We start from the raw sequence: 17743 nt of genomic DNA on the forward strand, positions 1-17743 counted from the left end.
GATTTTATTTTCCGATTGCCCAAGTAAGAAATTCGGGCATTACTTTACTCCAAGTTTGTTGATTATGCTCACCGCCTTCTACTTGTCTGTAAATAATGTCTTTATTTTTCTGATAACCGTGTTTTTCTAACTCTTTCACCAAATCTAAAGTATCGTCGATAGCGTCAATAATACCATTATGATTTCTGTCTGAAGTTTCATCGTTGGTACCAGCTTCAAACCAAAATTGTTGATTTTGGTGATAATTCCCTTTTCTGACGATATTATGAATAATTCTATCATTTTCGTCTGTATAACCATCTTCTTCAGATTTTTGTCTCCACCACAAAGCACCCGAAAATACGCCTACTTTGGTAAATACTTTTGGCGAATTCCAAGCAATATCCATTGCCGAAAGTCCGCCTAAAGAAAAGCCAGCCATTACTTTATTTTCAGGAGAAAGTAAAAAAGTATTTTCCAAATAAGGTAACAATTCTTTCAAAACGAAGTTTGAATGTTGATGAGCTTTGTTTCCTCTGTTTTTATAATCTGCTTGCGAAGCCGTTCCATATTCTTGTAATCTTTCTTCGTTGGCATGAATTCCCACACAAAGAATCGGAGAGATTTTGTTTTCATCGCTTAATGAGGCAATCCATTGTCTGATTTTTAAAGATTCAAAATCTTGACCATCGTTAAAAATAACAAGTTGAAGAGAATTATTTTTTTTAGGATATATCAAAGTGAGCTTAACAGTTCTATTTAAATAGGCAGAATAAATATTATCTTCGATTTGAATGATTTCAGGGGAAGTATTTTGTGAATATATCGTCATTTCTGGATTGCCAATTTTAGGATTATTCTCGAAAATAAACAAATTGTTAAATATTTCACAGAGAAATTATTCTAATTTTTGTTTTGAAAGTTAAAAACAGTTTCTATTTTAGAGTAAAGATTCTACATAAAGATGGAAATCTTTGTAAAATGCCGAAACGGATATAATTTTTGACAAATGGTAATTTTATAGCTATACGAAAATACTCTAAATCTAGCTGTGAATATTTTTTAACATCATGCAAAACCCTCACCATCAAAATGCAAGAACGTTATATCAAGTATTACTCTCATCATCTCGGAGCAGATAATGAATTATTGATTTTTGGCAATTGGGGCTATCCGGTAATCGTCTTTCCTACCACAATGGGACGATATTACGAAGCAAAAGATTTTAAATTGATAGAATCGGCAAGAAGGCAAATAGAAGAAGGGAAAGTAAAAATTTATTGTCCAGACAGTATCGATAAATACTCTTGGTATGGCAAACATCTGCATCCTTCAGAGCGTATTCAAAATCACATTTATTATGATCAATATTTAAATGATGAATTGATTCCTGCCATTATGCGTGAATGTAATACTTCAAAAGTAGCAGTTGCGGGTTGTAGTTTTGGTGGTTTTCATGCTGCAAATTTTGCTTTTCGTCATCCAGATAAAGTTTCTCATCTTTTTACGATGGGAGCTGCTTTTGATATTCGCTCATTTTTAAATGGCTTTTATAACGAAAATGTATATTTCAACAATCCGCCTGATTATTTGCCCAATGCTACTCAAGCAGATTTATGGCAAATGAACATCGTTTTAGGAACTTGCAATGCAGATTTTTGTAAACCTGAAACAGAACGCCTTTCTAAAATTTTGAGTAATAAGAAAATTAATCATTGGTTGGATATTCGTTGGCATGGCACACACGATTGGGATATTTGGCGTGAAATGTTTCCAGAATATTTAAACAGAATTTAATTAATAATTATTAGCGTGATGAAATCGCTCAACTAATTTCATTCATCAAACCTGTAAAATTGAATTTAAACATTATGAAAAAAATTGGTATCCTTCACGGAATGGAATCTTCATTTCCAGAAGCGTTTGTGGAAAGAGTCAATCAAATTGCACCTACGGGCATTACAGCAGAGCGAATGGTGGTAGAAAAAGTAATACAAGGGGAATCTAGCGGATATGATGTAATTATAGATCGTATTTCTCAAGACGTTCCTTTTTATAGAGCAATGCTTAAAAATACAGCCTTGACTGGTACAGCGGTTATCAATAATCCTTTCTGGTGGTCGGCAGATGAGAAGTTTTTCAATAATGCTTTGGCATTGAGTGTAGGTGTTCCTGTTCCTAAAACAGTATTGTTGCCTTCAAAAGAACGTCCGACGGATACTGCTGAATCCTCATTTAGAAACTTGAAATTCCCTTTGCCTTGGGGCGAAATGTTTGATTATATCGGTTTCCCTGCCTACATGAAACCACATTCTGGCGGAGGTTGGAAAAGTGTTTACAAAGTAAGAAATCCAGATGAATTGTTTTCCGCTTATGACGAAACCGACCAATTAGTCATGCTTTTGCAAGAAGAAATTACTTTTACTGACTACTTCCGTTGCTATTGCATTGGTGGAAAAGAAGTAAGAATAATGCCTTATGAACCCAGAAATCCACATCATTTACGCTATGTAGCCGAAATGCCAACAGGACCAGCTGCTAAGAAATTATTGGCAACTGTGAAAGATTATGTGATTCGACTAAACAAAGCTTTAGGTTATGATTTCAACACGGTAGAATTTGCGATAAAAGACGGAATTCCTTATGCCATTGATTTTTGTAATCCTGCTCCAGATGCAGATATTAATTCTGTTGGACAAGAAAACTTTGATTGGGTTGTAGAAACCGCTGCAAAAGTAGCGATTGACCGTGCCAAAAAACATAAACCCGGTAAGGATAATCTTACTTGGGGAACATTTCTCACTTCGTCGATTGCAGGAAGTCCAAGAACTGGTATTATTGAAAGTAAAAAATAATCATGTTGAAGAAGGGAATCATTACGATTCCCTTTAAAGCCCTTAAACCTTCTAAATTATGCCTTTATTTACCATTGGAATTGAAGAGGAGTTTCAAACGATTGACCCTGTAACTCGTGAATTGCGATCGCACATGAGTAAGATTGTTGAGGGCGGTCAGATTATCCTACAAGAAAGAGTAAAAGCAGAAATGCACCAAGCTGTTGTGGAGGTTGGAACGAATATTTGTCATAATATTCAGGAGGCGAGGGCAGAAGTAACAGAATTAAGACGACATATTATCGATCTCGCAGACCAAAACAATCTTCTAGTTGCAGCTGCAGGAACACATCCATTTTCAGATTGGCAAGACCAGCTCATTACTCCAAGTCCACATTATGATTCATTGATTGATGAAATGCGAGATGTTGCTCGTGGAAATTTGATTTTTGGTTTGCACGTTCATGTGGGTATTCAAACTCGTAACGAAGGCATTCAAATATTGAACGCTGTTCGTTATTTTTTACCGCATATTTATGCACTTTCTACGAATTCGCCTTTTTGGTGTGGTAGAAATACTGGTTTTAAATCATATCGGTCGAAAGTATTTGATAAATTTCCAAGAACGGGTATTCCTGAATTTTTTGCTTCTGCTAATGAGTACGACGAATATATTGACTTGTTAGTGAAAACAAAATGTATTGATAGTGGCAAGAAAATCTGGTGGGATATTCGCTTACATCCATATTATAATACGATTGAATTTAGGATTTGTGATATTCCGATGCGAGTAGATGAAACCATTTGTTTGGCAGCTCTGATGCAAGCCTTGGTCGCTAAGATTTACAAATTGATGAAGCAAAACTTGAATTTTAGGTCGTACCGTAAAGTATTAATTAATGAAAATAAATGGCGAGCTGCTCGTTATGGAATTCAAGCGAAATTGATTGATTTCGGAAAACAAGAAGAAGTACCGTACAGTGATTTATGCGATGAATTATTAGACTTTGTGGATGATGTACTGGATGAATTAGGCAGTCGTCAAGAAGTGGCATATATCAAAGAAATCTTAAAAAATGGCACTGGTGCCGACCGACAATTAGCTGTATTTGAAGAAACCAATGATTTGAAAAGTGTAGTGGATTATATCGTACAAGAAACAAAATTTGGCATTTAATGAATGAAAGTTTCAATGTTAAATTTATCGTTGTTTTCTGTAATTGATTGATTTTAAGGCTGTTTTTCGTAAATTGCGTTGTTTTTATGATTAATTAAAGATTAAATCTTTGATAAATTTCCACATCAACAAATTTACGATGCAAAATATTTCGCTTGAAAAACCACTAAAAATAGCCGTTTTAGATATGTACGACAACGTAGCCGGAGAAGGTATGCGTTGTATCATTAATTTGATTAACGAATTCAGAACGCAAAAAAATATTGAAGTAATTACGGAGGTTTTTAATGTTCGTGCTAATACTGAAATTCCAAATTTAGAACACGATATTTATATTTCTTCAGGAGGACCGGGAAGTCCGCTTCCTTCGGATGAAGCTTGGGAAAAACCATATTTTGTCTTGATTGATTCAATTTTTGAGCATAATAAATCAGAAGAGGTTTTAAATGGCGAAAGTACTCCTAAATTTATGTTCTTGATTTGTCATTCGTTTCAATTAGTGGCTCGTCATTTAGAAATTGGGAAAGTAACGAAACGAAAAAGTACTTCATTTGGTGTTTTCCCTGTGAATCCAATTGATAAAACCATCAAGGAATCATTGTTTGAAGGATTACCAGAACCATTTTTTGTAGTAGATTCTCGTGATTATCAATTGGTTAGTCCTAACTTGAAAATTATTAAAGAATTGGGAGTACAGATTTTACGCATGGAAAAAGAACGTCCACACGTAAATTTAGAGCGTGCCATTATGGCAATTCGTTTTTCAAAAGAAGTATTTGGTACGCAATTTCATCCAGAAGCTGACGCACAAGGAATGCTAAAATTGCTGTCATCTGATGAAAAACGCAAAGCAGTGATAAAAACGCATGGAATTGAGAAGTATAATGACATGATTACAAAGCTTGATGACCCAGATAAAATCATGTTGACAGAATCTATCATCATTCCAACATTTCTTGAAAAAGCCTATTCAACCATTAGCCAACAATTAATTCTGGGAGAAATGGCATAAATTGTTTTAAACATACTCTTTTTATGCAAAAAGACATTAGAGCTTCATTTAACCAATCTTTTTCTCAAGAAAAATATCAAGATTTTTTGGCAGATTTGAATAAAGCGACTCAAGATTCAATTGAATTTAGAGTCGCTGAAACGCCAGTTTTTGTGCCTAAAAGTCTGAAAGATAAGCTTATTAGTACTTGTGAAAGTATTATAGATGTGATTTCACAAGATGATTTTAAGGCTAAAACTGAGAAAGCGATTCCTGTTCATCAAAATGTTCCTAATGAAAATAATCATACTTCTTTTTTGGCGATAGATTTTGCTGTTTGTCAAAATGAGCAAGGTGATTTCGTTCCCCAATTAATTGAATTACAAGGTTTTCCTTCACTTTTTGGTTTTCAATATTTACTTTCAGAAACTTTTCAAAAGCATTATCAACTTCCTGAAAACTATGACTTTATGTTCAATAGTTTTGATAGGAAAGCTTACATAGAAGAATTTTATCAATTGATTATTGGCGATTCAAAACCTGAAAATGTAATCATTTTAGAGATTTATCCTGAAAAACAAAAAACAAGAGTTGATTTTGAAGTAACAGAAAAATTGATTGGAGTAAAAGCCGTTTGTCTTACTAAAATTATCAAGGAGGGTAAAAAGCTTTTTTATCTCAATGAAGGTGTAAAAACGCCAATTGATAGAATTTACAATCGTTTGATATTTGATGATTTAACAAATTTTCCAAATTTAAAAACAGATTTTAATTTAACAGACGATGTTGAAGTAGAATGGATTGGTCACCCGAATTGGTTTTTTAGAATTAGTAAATACACCATGCCATTTTTGAAAAATCCTTACATCCCAACATGTAAATTTTTGAGTGATTATAATGGAGAATTTCCTGAAAATTTATCCGAATATGTACTAAAACCTTTATTCTCTTTTGCAGGAACAGGCGTGAAAATCAATATTGACAAAAGTGATTTAACATCAATTCCCGACCCTGAAAACTATATTTTACAGAAAAAAGTAAAGTATGAACCTGTGATACAAACAACTGATGGAAGTTCAGTAAAATGCGAAATCAGGATGTTATATATATGGCAAAAAGACGAACCCAGACCCATATTATTAAGTAATTTAGCCCGACTTTCAAGAGGAGAAATGATTGGAGTTCGCTTCAATAAAGATTTTGATTGGGTGGGAGGAAGCGTTTGTTTTATGGAAAGGTAATTAAGAGTTGAGAATTGCGAGTGCTGAGTTTTGATATATGAATTTAACTTACATCTCAACGTCGTCTATTTTACATGTACTACTTAGTTAGCTCTTAGTAAAACTCAATTTTTCATTTTACTTCAAACCTTCATCAAAAACTATGAAAATATTTCAATTGATAGCCCTTATCGTAACACTTAGTATTTTTGGGATAAAGAGTAATTCCATTCAGAAAGATAATGTTTCTTTGGTATTTAAACCCAAACCAGTCCAAACAGCTGCGGAGCAAACCAATCAATATTTTCCTTATCTAAAGCATAAAAGAATAGCGATTTTGGCTAACCCAACAAGTATTATTGGTGAAAAGCATTTGGTGGATAGTTTGTTAGCTTCTGGAATTAATGTGGTAAAAGTATTTGGACCTGAACATGGTTTTAGAGGCAATGCAAGTGCTGGGGCTAAAATAAGTGATGAGAAAGACCCAAATACAGGTATTAAAGTAATTTCATTGTACGGTTCCAAAAGAAAACCTTCAGCTGATGATTTAAAAGATGTCGATTTTATGATTTTTGATATTCAAGATGTGGGTTGCAGATTTTATACTTATATCAACGTTTTGAGGGATGTAATGGAGGCTTGTGCTGAAAACAACAAAGAGTTATTGATTTTAGATAGACCGAACCCAAACGGTTATTTAGTGGATGGGCCAGTTTTAGATATGCGTTTAAAATCTGGAGTCGGAAAATTCCCGATTCCAATTGCACATGGAATGACAATCGGAGAATTTGCACAGATGATTAATGGTGAAGGTTGGTTGCCTAATAAGATGGTTTGCAAGATTAAAATCATTCCTGTGAAGAATTATACGCATGATACTCCTTATACTTTGCCCGTAAAACCTTCGCCAAATTTGAATACACAACAAAGTGTGATGTTGTATCCAATTACTTGTTTGTTTGAAGGAACGATAATTAGTCAGGGGAGAGGTACGTATTTTCCTTTTACTGTTTTGGGAAGTCCAGCTTTGAAAGGTATTTATCCTTTTTCGTTTACGCCAAAAAGTATAAAAGGAATGAGTGAAACCCCTTTGCATTTGAATCAAGAATGTTTCGGGATAGATTTCAGAAATTACGATATTGAAATACTGAGAAAGAGTAAAAGAATCAATATTCAATGGATGATTGATTTTTATCAAACTTATCCTTTCAAAGATAAATTCTTTGATAAAACCCAAAGTGACCAAATGCTTAATATTGATGTTTTGGTAGGGAATTCTGAATTCAGAAAGCAAATTATTGAAGGGAAATCGGTAAAAGAAATTCAAGATTCTTGGGAACCTCAATTATCTGAATACAAAGAAATGAGAAAGAAGTATTTAATCTATCGCTGATAGATTAATACTTCTTTTTTAAATATTCGAATTTGGTTCTGAGAATATAATCAGCATCTTCATCTCCTAAATCAACGGCTCTGTTGAAATCATTGATGGCATTTTCTATTTGACCAATGCAATAACGAGCCATTCCCCTCCAACGTAAAGTTTCCGGATTTTCACTTCTAAAATACCAATCCGCTTTATCGAACTCTAAAAAGGCTTTGTCATATTCTTTTAATTGATAAAGTACTTTTCCTTTAATTACATAAGCTTCTCCAATGGTATTATCAAATGAAATTGATTGTTCAATGTCATACAATGCCGAGAAGTAATTTTTAAGCATAAAGTTAGCTTTACTTCTATAAAAATAGGCTTTGGCTGATTTGGGGAAATGCTTTAGTTTTTCAGTAAAGAATGCTTGTGCTTCAACAAATTTATTTTCGTGAAGTAATCTTTCGCCTTCTCCTAATTTTTCACGGTCACGAAAGTTAAATAGCTTTTCTTCTAACCAATTGAAAAACATCATGGTCAGCACAAATGGTAGGAAGAAAAACAATAATATCCATTCCATAACACTTATAAATTTTGAAATTCTACTTGTACTTTTTTAGGGAAGCTTGAAACTACTAGTTGATAAGAATGTTCTGTTAATTCTTTTACTTGTGCTGTTGAAGCAATATCGGCATTGACAGTATTCCAATGCTTTTTGTTCATGTGATAGCCCGGAATAATGTAATGAAATTCTTCTCGTAATTGAATTGCTCTATCTGGGTCACATTTTAGATTAATCGTGAATACTTCTGAATCAAGACCTGTTAAAGCAAACATTTTGCCCATTACTTTATAAACCAAAGTATCAGGGCCAAAAGGTAATTCTTCTGTTACTCCTTTCATCGAAAGACAAAAATCTCTAAATTCTTCAATATTCATTGTATTAAATCATAAGGTTTTAGTTTTGCTTATGTTATAGATTTGACAACTTTTTTGAAAGTTGTCAAATCTGAAATGCGTTTATCTAAAGAATGCTCTATAAATCATTACAATCAAACACATTAAAAACATCAAAATTGATATTTTATTGATAATGTGCATGGTTTTGATGTTAAAATTAGTTGGCTTTGATGGATCTGGTTTGCTGAATATTCTAAAGAAGTATCCAAAAGCTTCTCCTAATTTAAACTGGTCTTTCAATTTTGACATGGTTGTATTTGTTTATAATTGATGGCTTTGAGCTTTTTTATTTATATGGTTTGTTATACTTAGAAGAAACCCATTTTAAGCAATGACAATTAATCACTAATAATTCATATTTCATAATTCTAAATCACTTCCTCTAAAGCATTAACTGGTTCAAACCAAACGCCATCTTCTTTAATGATTTCAATTAATTCATTTACGGCATTATCAGCGTGAACAGATTTCTTTACTACATTTTGTCCACGATATAAAGCAATTTTATCTTTTCCAACACCAACATAACCATAATCTGCATCAGCCATTTCACCTGGTCCGTTTACGATACAACCCATGATTCCGATTTTTACTCCTTTCAAATGTTCGGTTCGTTTGCGAATCAAAGCGGTGGTTTCTTGCAAATCAAATAAAGTTCTGCCACACGAAGGACAAGAAATATATTCAGTTTTACTCATACGAATACGAGCGGCTTGCAAAATACCAAAGGCTGTTGAATTGTAACTTTTTGATTTAGTGATTAGTTCAGCTTTTGCTGATAAATCAGGCAATTGCAAAAGTATTCCATCACCAAAACCATCAATTAATAATCCTCCACAATCAGTCGCTGAAAATAACTGAAAATCACTTTCTGATAGATTTTTATATTTTCTTACCAAAACTGCTGGAGTACTTATTTCTTGATTAATCAATTCAAAAAATAATCTACGCAATGCTGGCATAGCGTGTTCATTACTTGTTTCTACTGCTAATACTAATGTTTTATCAGCTTTAATTTGTCGAATTAACTCTTCAGTCAAATCCGTTAAGCTGATACTTAAAAAATTTAAAGTAGTATGTTTTTCAGTGTTTGCTTGATAAGCCTCAATGCTAAACAATGGGAATTTATTGAGCTTATCATTTTGCTCTGCCCAAACAGATGCGTCTAAAATTTCTTTTAAACCCATTGGCAACATATATTTTGCTGGATTTTTAGCGGTATAAATATAATCTGCTCCCAAATCATTCATCGTCCATTTATCTGGCAAAGGCAAATAAAAATGACCAATTGGTTTTAAATCATCATGTTCCGAAACTTCAATCTGAGAATAATCAGCAATTACTCTTGGTACATTATGTCCTCCGAAATTAGCCACTTCATACGTATTTCTTCTAAAATACTGGAATGGATTGATGGGAGAATCGAATGAGTTTTGAGTGCTGAGTGCTGAGTGCTGAGTTGATGTAAATGCTGGAATTATTTTTGATTTCTCTTTTCTATTTGAATATCTATCAATCAAAGCTTTAGCTACTGGTGCTTCAAATTCTGGGTCTTCTGTTAGTGATACTCTTACAGTATCGCCCAAACCATCTTCTAATAAAGTACCAATGCCTACGGCTGATTTTATTCTTCCGTCTTCTCCTTCACCAGCTTCTGTTACACCTAAATGTAAAGGATAGGCTTTTAAACCTTCTTCATTGAGTTTTTTACATAACAGTCTGTAAGCTTCTACCATTACTTGTGTATTGGAAGCTTTCATAGAAAGTACGATATTGAAATAATTTTCGTCTTCGCAAATTCTTAAAAACTCTAAAGCAGATTCCACCATGCCCAGTGGAGTATCACCGTATCTACTTAAAATTCTATCACTCAAAGACCCATGATTTGTACCAATACGCATTGCCGTTCCGTACTCTTTACAGATATTTACTAAAGGCAAAAACTTATCTCTGATTCTATCTAATTCTACTTGATAACCAATTTCTGTATAATCAATCGTTTCAAAACGCTTTTTATCTGCATAATTTCCAGGATTAATTCTTACTTTTTCAACTAATCTTGCTGCTAATTCTGCTGCATTAGGTGTAAAGTGAATATCTGCTACTAAGGGAACACTATAGCCTCTTACTCTTAATTCTTTACGGATATTATCTAAATTCTGAGCTTCCTTCACTGATGGTGCAGTAATGCGCACATATTCGCAACCAGATTCAACCATTCTAATGGTTTGTTCTACTGAGCCTATTGTATCTAAAGTATCAATAGTTGTCATAGATTGTACTCTGATTGGATAATCAGAACCCATCGGTACATCGCCAACATTGACAGTAATAGTTTTTCTACGAGAATATTCAGTTAAAGAATTGGCATAACGATTGCCATTTTCAATCAGGTTATTTAAAGTTTGAGTAGTTGACATGGATTTGTGAATTGTTCAATGCAAAGATAAGTGATTCTATCATTGAATTATAGTTTGCATAAAAAAGCCCGATAAACTTAAAACGTTTATCGGGTCTGAATGTTCTTTTATTTTTGAATAAAGACTCATTAAATATTAATTGTATTTATTCGTGTTGTATCTCTGCCTTTTTTAAAATATCAATACCTACTCTGTTAATATGTTCAATAACATCTGGGTCATTAATATGACGATACAGAATAATATCAAAAGTATAAGGCAAATAAGTATCATCAAGTTGGTTATCAATATGCAAAACATCTGTTAATGTTAAATTTTCTCCTTTTAGAGCAATATCAACATCACTTCCTTTTCTGTAATTCCCTTTTGCTCTTGAACCAAATAATATCGCTTCTTCAACAGCAGGATTTGCAGTAATGATATCTAATATTTCATTAAGCTGTTTATCTGTAAGTCCGTATTGCATATTGATAAGAGTTTTGTCGTCTTATTATTTCACAAATTTAATTGGTTGTATCTATCTCTGTTTGCATTCGCTCCTGAAATACTTTGAATAAGAAATAATAAGTATTTTGAATTGAGTCTTGGATTTCCTCAGCTGTCTCTTTATTGTAAGTATGCGAACTTAAATTACGGCTCTTAATCATATTCATCCAGTTATCTCCATCTTCAATTAAACCTACTTTATAAGCTAATCTAATTGTATCTTTTGAACCAACTAAATCAACATAACCACCTTCTACAAGAAAATCTTTTAAAGTATTCCATGCTAGTTCATAAGTAAATTCAAATGCTTTAATCAGGCCCTGACGTTCAAGTTCGCTATAATCACCTTTTTCAACAGCATTTTCCAACTGAGCAAAAGCCTTATTGAAATTATTAAATCTTTGTATCCAGCGAATATCTGTATTTTCCATGTTTTTAGATGATAGCATTAGAGATTTATTGCATTAGGTTAAAATGAGATCATACTATTTAATGATTCTCTTTCACAAATATCATTTAAAGCTTTATTTAAACCTAAAAAAAGCTTTTTAACCTATCCTTAAAACAAAAAATCCACTCAAAAACTGAGTGGATTTTAATTAAGATCAACTATTTAAACCTACAATGCAATATATTTTAAAAATTCTGCTTTTGTAGATTCTTCTAAAAATTTTCCACCATAAAAACTTGTCACAGTTGATGAAGTATCATCTTTTACACCTCTTGAAGCAACACAAAGGTGTTTGGCATCAATCATAATAGCCACGTCTTCAGTTCCTAAAAGCTTTTGTATTTCTTTGGCAATTTGCATTGTAAGTCTTTCTTGTACTTGCGGACGCTTCGCAAAGTGTTGAACAATACGATTTAATTTAGATAAACCAATTACTTGTCCGTTTGCAATATAGGCAACGTGTGCTTTTCCGAATATTGGTACAAAGTGATGTTCACAATTTGAATAGAATGAAATGTTTTTTTCTACCAACATCTCATTGTATTGATATTTATTCTCAAAAAGAGCAACTGAAGGCATATTTTTAGGGTCAAGACCACTGAAAATTTCCTTTACATACATTTTTGCTACTCTTTTAGGCGTACCTTTTAGTGAATCATCTGTCAAATCTAGCCCCAATGTTTCCATAATTTGCTTGAAATGATATTCAATCTGAGCCATTTTTTCATCATCACTCAAATCAAAAGCATCTTCACGCATAGGAGTATCCACCGAAGTCATAATATGCTCATCACCGATTTCATCATCCGTAAACCTAATCTTATTATTGTTATCAACTAACAGGGTATTCAACAAAGTTTCGTTCGGTTTCATATAATCTAATTTTAAGGTCAAAATTTGAGTTGATTTTGGTTTTTAGTTTGTCATGAATCACAATTGCGATATTCTCAGCAGAAGGATTGAGGTCTTTAAATTCCTCAGTATCAAGATTTAAGTTCTTATGATCAAACCTATCTAGAATTTCTATCTTAATAAGTTCGCTCAATACCTTCATATCAATCACATAACCAGTCTCAACATCTATTTCTCCCGTTACTTGTACGATTAATTCATAATTATGACCGTGATAATTGAAATTATTACATTTTCCATACACACGTTCATTTTTTTCATCCGACCAATTCGGATTATTCAGTCGATGTGCGGCATTGAAATGCTCTTTTCTAAACACCGACACTTTTTTTGGCATCATGCTTTTTTTGATTAATTAAAATACAACTTCAGATTAGTAATAAAGTTCAACTAATCTTTAAAAGTTGGAGACAATCATGCGGAATTTAGTCTCAAAGTTTAAAAGCCGTCTGAAAGGTTGTCAGCAACACTCTTAAACTAAATCAGCGTTTTCTTACTCTTTACTATCAAACACTCAGAATAGAATGATTGTTTAAGTTTTAAATTAAAATAATTAAACAAATCCCTCTGTGTGTTGTCTTATCATGCTTCATCAATAAGAAAAACAAAATTAATCAGTAATCAATTACTTATTAAGGCTGATTTGTTAAATATTATTGACAAACTTAATTGAATAAAGAAATTATGATTATTTTTCTCGAAATAATTTCTTAGGTTAGAACATCATTTCAGCTTTCTAGGTTCAAAAAACTAGATAGGATGTTAATAATTCTTTCAAAAACAGCATCATCAAACACAAAAATGCAAAGACGTCAATTTATCCAATCAACTGCGCTGGCAGGTACTGCCGCACTCACTATTCCTAATTTCGTATTTGGAGCTAAACAAGAAGACAAAAAGGTACGCCTTGGTTTTATTGGCGTTGGTCTTCGTGGAAGAAATCATTTAGAAATGGCAATGTATCGTGACGATGTAGAAATTAATGCAATTTGTGACATCGACCCTAATGCCATTGCAATTTCTTTGAAAATGCTGAAAGATAAAGGAAGAAAAGAACCTGCTATTTATCAAAAGAACGACCATGACTTTGAAAACATGGTAAAACGTGATGATTTAGACGGAATTATTATCGCTACGCCTTGGGAATGGCACGTTCCGATGTCGGTTGCTACGATGAAAGCAGGAAAATATGCTGGTGTTGAAGTATCTGCAACGGTTACTTTGCAAGAATCTTGGGATTTGGTGAATACTTTCGAGAAAACAGGTTCGCATTGTATGATTCTGGAAAACGTTTGTTATCGTCGTGATGTGTTGGCGGTCTTAAACATGGTGCGTCAGAATCTTTTTGGAGAATTAGTGCATTTACAATGTGGCTATCAGCATGATTTGCGTGGTGTAAAGTTCAATGATGGTAAACAAGCTTATGGAGGAGGAGTAGAATTTGGCGAAAAAGGTTTCTCAGAAGCTAAATGGCGGACACAACATTCTATTGATAGAAATGGAGATGTCTATCCAACACATGGATTAGGACCTGTGGCTGAAATGATTGACATTAACCGTGGAAATAGATTCCTTTCGCTTACTTCAACAGCCACAAAAGCAAGAGGTTTACATGATTATATCGTTAAAAAAGGCGGAGCCGACCACCCAAATGCCAAAGTGAAGTTTAAATTAGGGGATGTAGTGACGACAGTGATAAAATGTGCTAATGGAGAAAGCATTCTGATTACGCATGATACCAATTTACCTCGTCCATACTCTTTAGGTTTCAGAGTACAAGGCACAGAAGGAATCTGGACAGAAGATAATAAATCAATTTACTTAGAAAGTTTGGCGAAAAACCATGATCGTTGGGAGCCATTCAAAGAATATCAAGATAAATACGACCATCCACTTTGGAAAGCCCACGCCAAAGACGCAGAAAACGCTGGTCATGGCGGAATTGACTATTTTGTATTGAGAGCTTTTGTAGAATCTATCAAAAGAAAAGTAGCACCACCAATTGATGTATATGATGCAGCAGTTTGGTCGGCAATTAGTCCATTATCAGAGCTTTCAATCGCTAAAAACTCCGCATCAGTAGAAATCCCAGACTTTACCAGAGGAAAATGGAAAACCAACAAACGTATTTTTGGATTAACAGATGAGTATTAGGTTCTAATTTGAAAATTTGTTTAAATAGAATTTGAAGATTTGAAAATTTAGAAATTTGAAAATGCTTTTAAGTGTTTTAGATAATGGAGAATAGAGGATATTCTTAGCTCAGAACCTCATCCCCCAGTCCCTTCTCCTGTAGAGAAGGGGAGCAATTGGAGAGAATTTCTTATCAATTATCAGACACTTATACCTTAGTTTTAAGATTTTTCCAGTTTAGAAAATGGAAGCCAACTTTGGAGCTTAAAGCTCCCCTCTCTGACGGAGAGGGGCTGGGGGTGAGGTCTTTTTTCGCAGATACTTTCAAATTTTCAACCCAAATCATATTTTCAAATCAAAAAACCTCACTTTCAAATCAATTCACTAAATTTGCAGTAATTAATTACCGACATTAATGAGTAATAAAATTAAAGTATCAACGCCAGGAAGAATTTGTCTTTTTGGCGAACATCAAGATTATCTAGGATTACCAGTAATTGCAGCAGCCATTTCTAAAAGAGTAACCATTACTGGAGAAAACAGAAATGATGGAAAAGCGATTATACATTTACCCGATATAGAGGAGGAAATCAGTTTCGATATCTATCCAGAATTACCTTATTTACATAAAAGAGATTATTTTCGTTCGGCTTTAAATATTTTACAAAGGCAAGGCTATACTTTTAAAAAAGGTTTAGAATGTACAGTTCAAGGAAATATTCCCATTAATTCAGGAACATCAAGTTCTTCTGCATTATTAGCGAACTGGATTCATTTTTTATCAAGAATTGCTGATGAACCCAATCCTCTTTCAGCCAATGATATTGCTGAAATTGCCTATAGAGCTGAAGTAGTAGAGTTTAACGAAGCAGGAGGAATGATGGATCATTACTCAACCGCAGTTGGGAATGTTATTTATCTGGAATCAACGCCAGCAATTAAGGTTGAGACCCTAAAACCAGCATTTGGTAGCTTTGTTTTAGGCGATTCACTTGAACCAAAAGATACAGTAGGTATTTTAAAAAGAGTAAAATATGGTGTTTTAGAAGCTGTAGAGAAAATTAAAATAGCCTATCCCGAATTTTCTTTATTTAGCGTTCAGCAAGAAGACACTAAAGTATTTGCTTCTTTAATTACGAAAGAAGAACTAGATTTAATAAAAGCCAATATTGATAATAGAGAGATTTTGATTGAAGCATTGGCACTATTAAAAGCTAAAACATTGAATCATCAAAGATTTGGTGAATTATTAAATCAACATCAGTTAAATTTACAAGCATTATTAAAAATATCAACTCCTAAAATTGATAGCATGTTAGCAGCAGCAAAGGCATCAGGAGCATTTGGAGGTAAAATAAATGGTTCTGGTGGTGGTGGATGTATGTTTGTGTATGCACCAGAAAACCCTGAAGAAGTTGCTAAAAGTATTGAAAAAGAAGGAGGCAAGGCTTATGTTATTCAAATAGACGAAGGCACAAGCTTTGAAAATTAACCCAACTAGCAAAACGAAAATCTTTAAATGGCAAAATTATTAATCATGGCGGGCGGAATGTCGTCAAGAATGAAAAAAGCAGAAGGCACAGAGACTTTAGATTCTACATTAGTTGAACAAGCAAATACACTTCCGAAAGGAATGATTGGTGTAGGAAAAGATGGTCGCCCATTTATGGATTATTTAATTTATAACGCTCATCGTGCAGGTTATACAGAAGTTTTGATTTTAAAGAACCCAAAAGACCACGTTACCAAGCCTTATTACGATCAATTGGTTGCTGAAAATAAAGCTTGGGGAATTACTTTTAAATATGCTACTCAGCAAATCGCTCCCGACCGTGAGAAACCCGCTGGTACTGCCGATGCTATCCAACAAGCTTTAGAGCAAACGCCTGAATGGAAAGGAGAAAGGTTTACCGTTTGTAATTCAGATAATCTTTATTCTGTAAAAGTACTTACGCTATTAAGAGAAAACCCTGTTCAAAATGCAGTAGTATCTTATGAAAGTATCGCTTTAGGCGTAGCACCAGAAAGAGTAAAAGCATTTGCAGTAATTAAAGCCGATGAAGAAGGCTATTTGGTAGAAATCATTGAAAAACCAAATGATGAACAAATAGAATCTGCTAGAGATAAAAATGGAAAGATTGGTGTAAACATGAATGTATTCCATTTTAATTATGATGATATTTTGGAATATGTAAGTAAAGAACCTTTTAACCCAGTACGTAACGAACGTGAATTGCCAAGTGCAGTAATGAAAATGGCAAGAGAAAATCAGAAGAAAGTAATCACTGTTCCCGTTGAAGAAAACGTACCAGATTTAACATCAAAAGGGGATATTACCATCGTTCAACAATATCTAGTGGAGGAATTTGGAGATTTTTAATAAAATTCCTTACTTAAAGTATCAATTAAATAAAAATTAATATTGAATAGCTCAGAAAGCATTATCTCTTATCAATATCCTGTTATAACTATTGCCCTTCTCTGTTTGAGAAGGGTATTTTTTTGTTGAAAAATTAAACCTCATCCCCAGCCCTTCTCCTGTTGAGAAGGGAGCTTTCGACCCCAAAGTATGCTCCCCTTCTCAACAGGAGAAGGGGCTGGGGGATGAGGTTTTTTTCCTATCCCCCAAAAACCAATTCTAGGACTAATTCCCCCGAAAAATTTACCGTTTAATAAGTTTTCTGAGTATTACTTTGAGTTTATCTGTCTATTAATTAAGTTTGAAATAGATAAAATTTTAATAGTCATCCATCAGAACTTATACCTTAAAAAGAGAATGTGGAAAAGCCTATTTAATAACCCAATAAAGCC

Annotated in this window: 18 protein-coding genes; 9 read left to right on the forward strand and 9 right to left on the reverse strand. The window is 33.5% G+C overall.

Features of this window, described 5'->3' with window-relative positions; translation table 11 throughout:
- Positions 1 to 4: 4 nt before the first annotated feature.
- Positions 5 to 811 carry an alpha/beta hydrolase gene (locus VB798_RS13175; RefSeq protein WP_323259029.1) on the reverse strand — a complete coding sequence of 269 codons (807 nt, stop codon included), beginning with the start codon at positions 809 to 811 and terminating at the stop codon, positions 5 to 7.
- Between the two features lie 260 nt (positions 812 to 1071).
- Between VB798_RS13175 and VB798_RS13180 the strand changes: the two genes are divergently transcribed.
- From VB798_RS13180 to VB798_RS13205, 6 genes are all read left to right on the forward strand, one after another.
- On the forward strand, positions 1072 to 1776 hold the full coding sequence (locus VB798_RS13180) for an esterase family protein (protein ID WP_323259031.1): 705 nt from the start codon (positions 1072 to 1074) through the stop codon (positions 1774 to 1776).
- Between the two features lie 74 nt (positions 1777 to 1850).
- Positions 1851 to 2834: an ATP-grasp domain-containing protein gene (locus tag VB798_RS13185; protein WP_323259033.1), complete on the forward strand. Its 984-nt coding sequence runs from the start codon at positions 1851 to 1853 to the stop codon at positions 2832 to 2834.
- 58 nt (positions 2835 to 2892) lie between these two features.
- Positions 2893 to 3990 (forward strand): carboxylate-amine ligase, encoded by a 1098-nt coding sequence (locus VB798_RS13190; RefSeq protein WP_323259035.1) that lies wholly within the window; start codon positions 2893 to 2895, stop codon positions 3988 to 3990.
- Between the two features lie 139 nt (positions 3991 to 4129).
- Positions 4130 to 5002, forward strand: coding sequence for a type 1 glutamine amidotransferase (locus tag VB798_RS13195; protein WP_323259037.1), 873 nt, complete (start codon positions 4130 to 4132; stop codon positions 5000 to 5002).
- Between the two features lie 23 nt (positions 5003 to 5025).
- Complete coding sequence (locus VB798_RS13200) at positions 5026 to 6222, forward strand: hypothetical protein (protein WP_323259039.1); 1197 nt, start codon at positions 5026 to 5028, stop codon at positions 6220 to 6222.
- Between the two features lie 142 nt (positions 6223 to 6364).
- Complete coding sequence (locus VB798_RS13205) at positions 6365 to 7594, forward strand: exo-beta-N-acetylmuramidase NamZ family protein (RefSeq protein ID WP_323259041.1); 1230 nt, start codon at positions 6365 to 6367, stop codon at positions 7592 to 7594.
- 4 nt (positions 7595 to 7598) lie between these two features.
- On the opposite strand, the gene VB798_RS13210 is transcribed toward VB798_RS13205, so the two are convergent.
- From VB798_RS13210 to VB798_RS13245, 8 genes are all read right to left on the reverse strand, one after another.
- Positions 7599 to 8150, reverse strand: coding sequence for a tetratricopeptide repeat protein (locus VB798_RS13210; protein ID WP_323259043.1), 552 nt, complete (start codon positions 8148 to 8150; stop codon positions 7599 to 7601).
- 5 nt (positions 8151 to 8155) lie between these two features.
- Complete coding sequence (locus VB798_RS13215; protein ID WP_323259045.1) at positions 8156 to 8509, reverse strand: MmcQ/YjbR family DNA-binding protein; 354 nt, start codon at positions 8507 to 8509, stop codon at positions 8156 to 8158.
- Between the two features lie 81 nt (positions 8510 to 8590).
- Positions 8591 to 8779, reverse strand: a complete 189-nt coding sequence (locus VB798_RS13220; RefSeq protein WP_323259047.1) for a DUF6728 family protein — start codon at positions 8777 to 8779, stop codon at positions 8591 to 8593.
- A gap of 119 nt (positions 8780 to 8898) precedes the next feature.
- Complete coding sequence (ispG, locus tag VB798_RS13225; protein WP_323259049.1) at positions 8899 to 10950, reverse strand: (E)-4-hydroxy-3-methylbut-2-enyl-diphosphate synthase; 2052 nt, start codon at positions 10948 to 10950, stop codon at positions 8899 to 8901.
- Positions 10951 to 11095: 145 nt separating this feature from the next.
- Entirely contained in the window at positions 11096 to 11416 is a 321-nt protein-coding gene (locus VB798_RS13230; protein WP_323259051.1) for a nucleotidyltransferase family protein, read from the reverse strand.
- 37 nt (positions 11417 to 11453) lie between these two features.
- The gene (locus tag VB798_RS13235) at positions 11454 to 11867 is read right to left on the reverse strand and encodes a nucleotidyltransferase substrate binding protein (RefSeq protein ID WP_323259052.1); all 414 of its coding nucleotides are present in this window, start codon (positions 11865 to 11867) and stop codon (positions 11454 to 11456) included.
- Between the two features lie 188 nt (positions 11868 to 12055).
- Positions 12056 to 12760 (reverse strand): GTP cyclohydrolase I FolE, encoded by a 705-nt coding sequence (gene folE / locus VB798_RS13240; protein ID WP_323259054.1) that lies wholly within the window; start codon positions 12758 to 12760, stop codon positions 12056 to 12058.
- Positions 12720 to 13136, reverse strand: coding sequence for a 6-pyruvoyl trahydropterin synthase family protein (locus VB798_RS13245; RefSeq protein WP_407654160.1), 417 nt, complete (start codon positions 13134 to 13136; stop codon positions 12720 to 12722). Before VB798_RS13245 ends, folE begins: the two co-directional genes overlap by 41 nt.
- Positions 13137 to 13600: 464 nt before the next feature.
- Between VB798_RS13245 and VB798_RS13250 the strand changes: the two genes are divergently transcribed.
- From VB798_RS13250 to VB798_RS13260, 3 genes are all read left to right on the forward strand, one after another.
- Positions 13601 to 14953: a Gfo/Idh/MocA family protein gene (locus VB798_RS13250; RefSeq protein WP_323259058.1), complete on the forward strand. Its 1353-nt coding sequence runs from the start codon at positions 13601 to 13603 to the stop codon at positions 14951 to 14953.
- A gap of 394 nt (positions 14954 to 15347) precedes the next feature.
- Positions 15348 to 16424 (forward strand): GHMP family kinase ATP-binding protein, encoded by a 1077-nt coding sequence (locus VB798_RS13255; protein WP_323259060.1) that lies wholly within the window; start codon positions 15348 to 15350, stop codon positions 16422 to 16424.
- Positions 16425 to 16451: 27 nt separating this feature from the next.
- Positions 16452 to 17312: a sugar phosphate nucleotidyltransferase gene (locus VB798_RS13260; RefSeq protein ID WP_323259062.1), complete on the forward strand. Its 861-nt coding sequence runs from the start codon at positions 16452 to 16454 to the stop codon at positions 17310 to 17312.
- Positions 17313 to 17743 lie beyond the last annotated feature (431 nt).

Origin of the sequence: Arcicella lustrica (genome assembly GCF_034930985.1) — a bacterium.
In the GTDB taxonomy this organism is placed as follows: domain Bacteria; phylum Bacteroidota; class Bacteroidia; order Cytophagales; family Spirosomataceae; genus Arcicella; species Arcicella lustrica.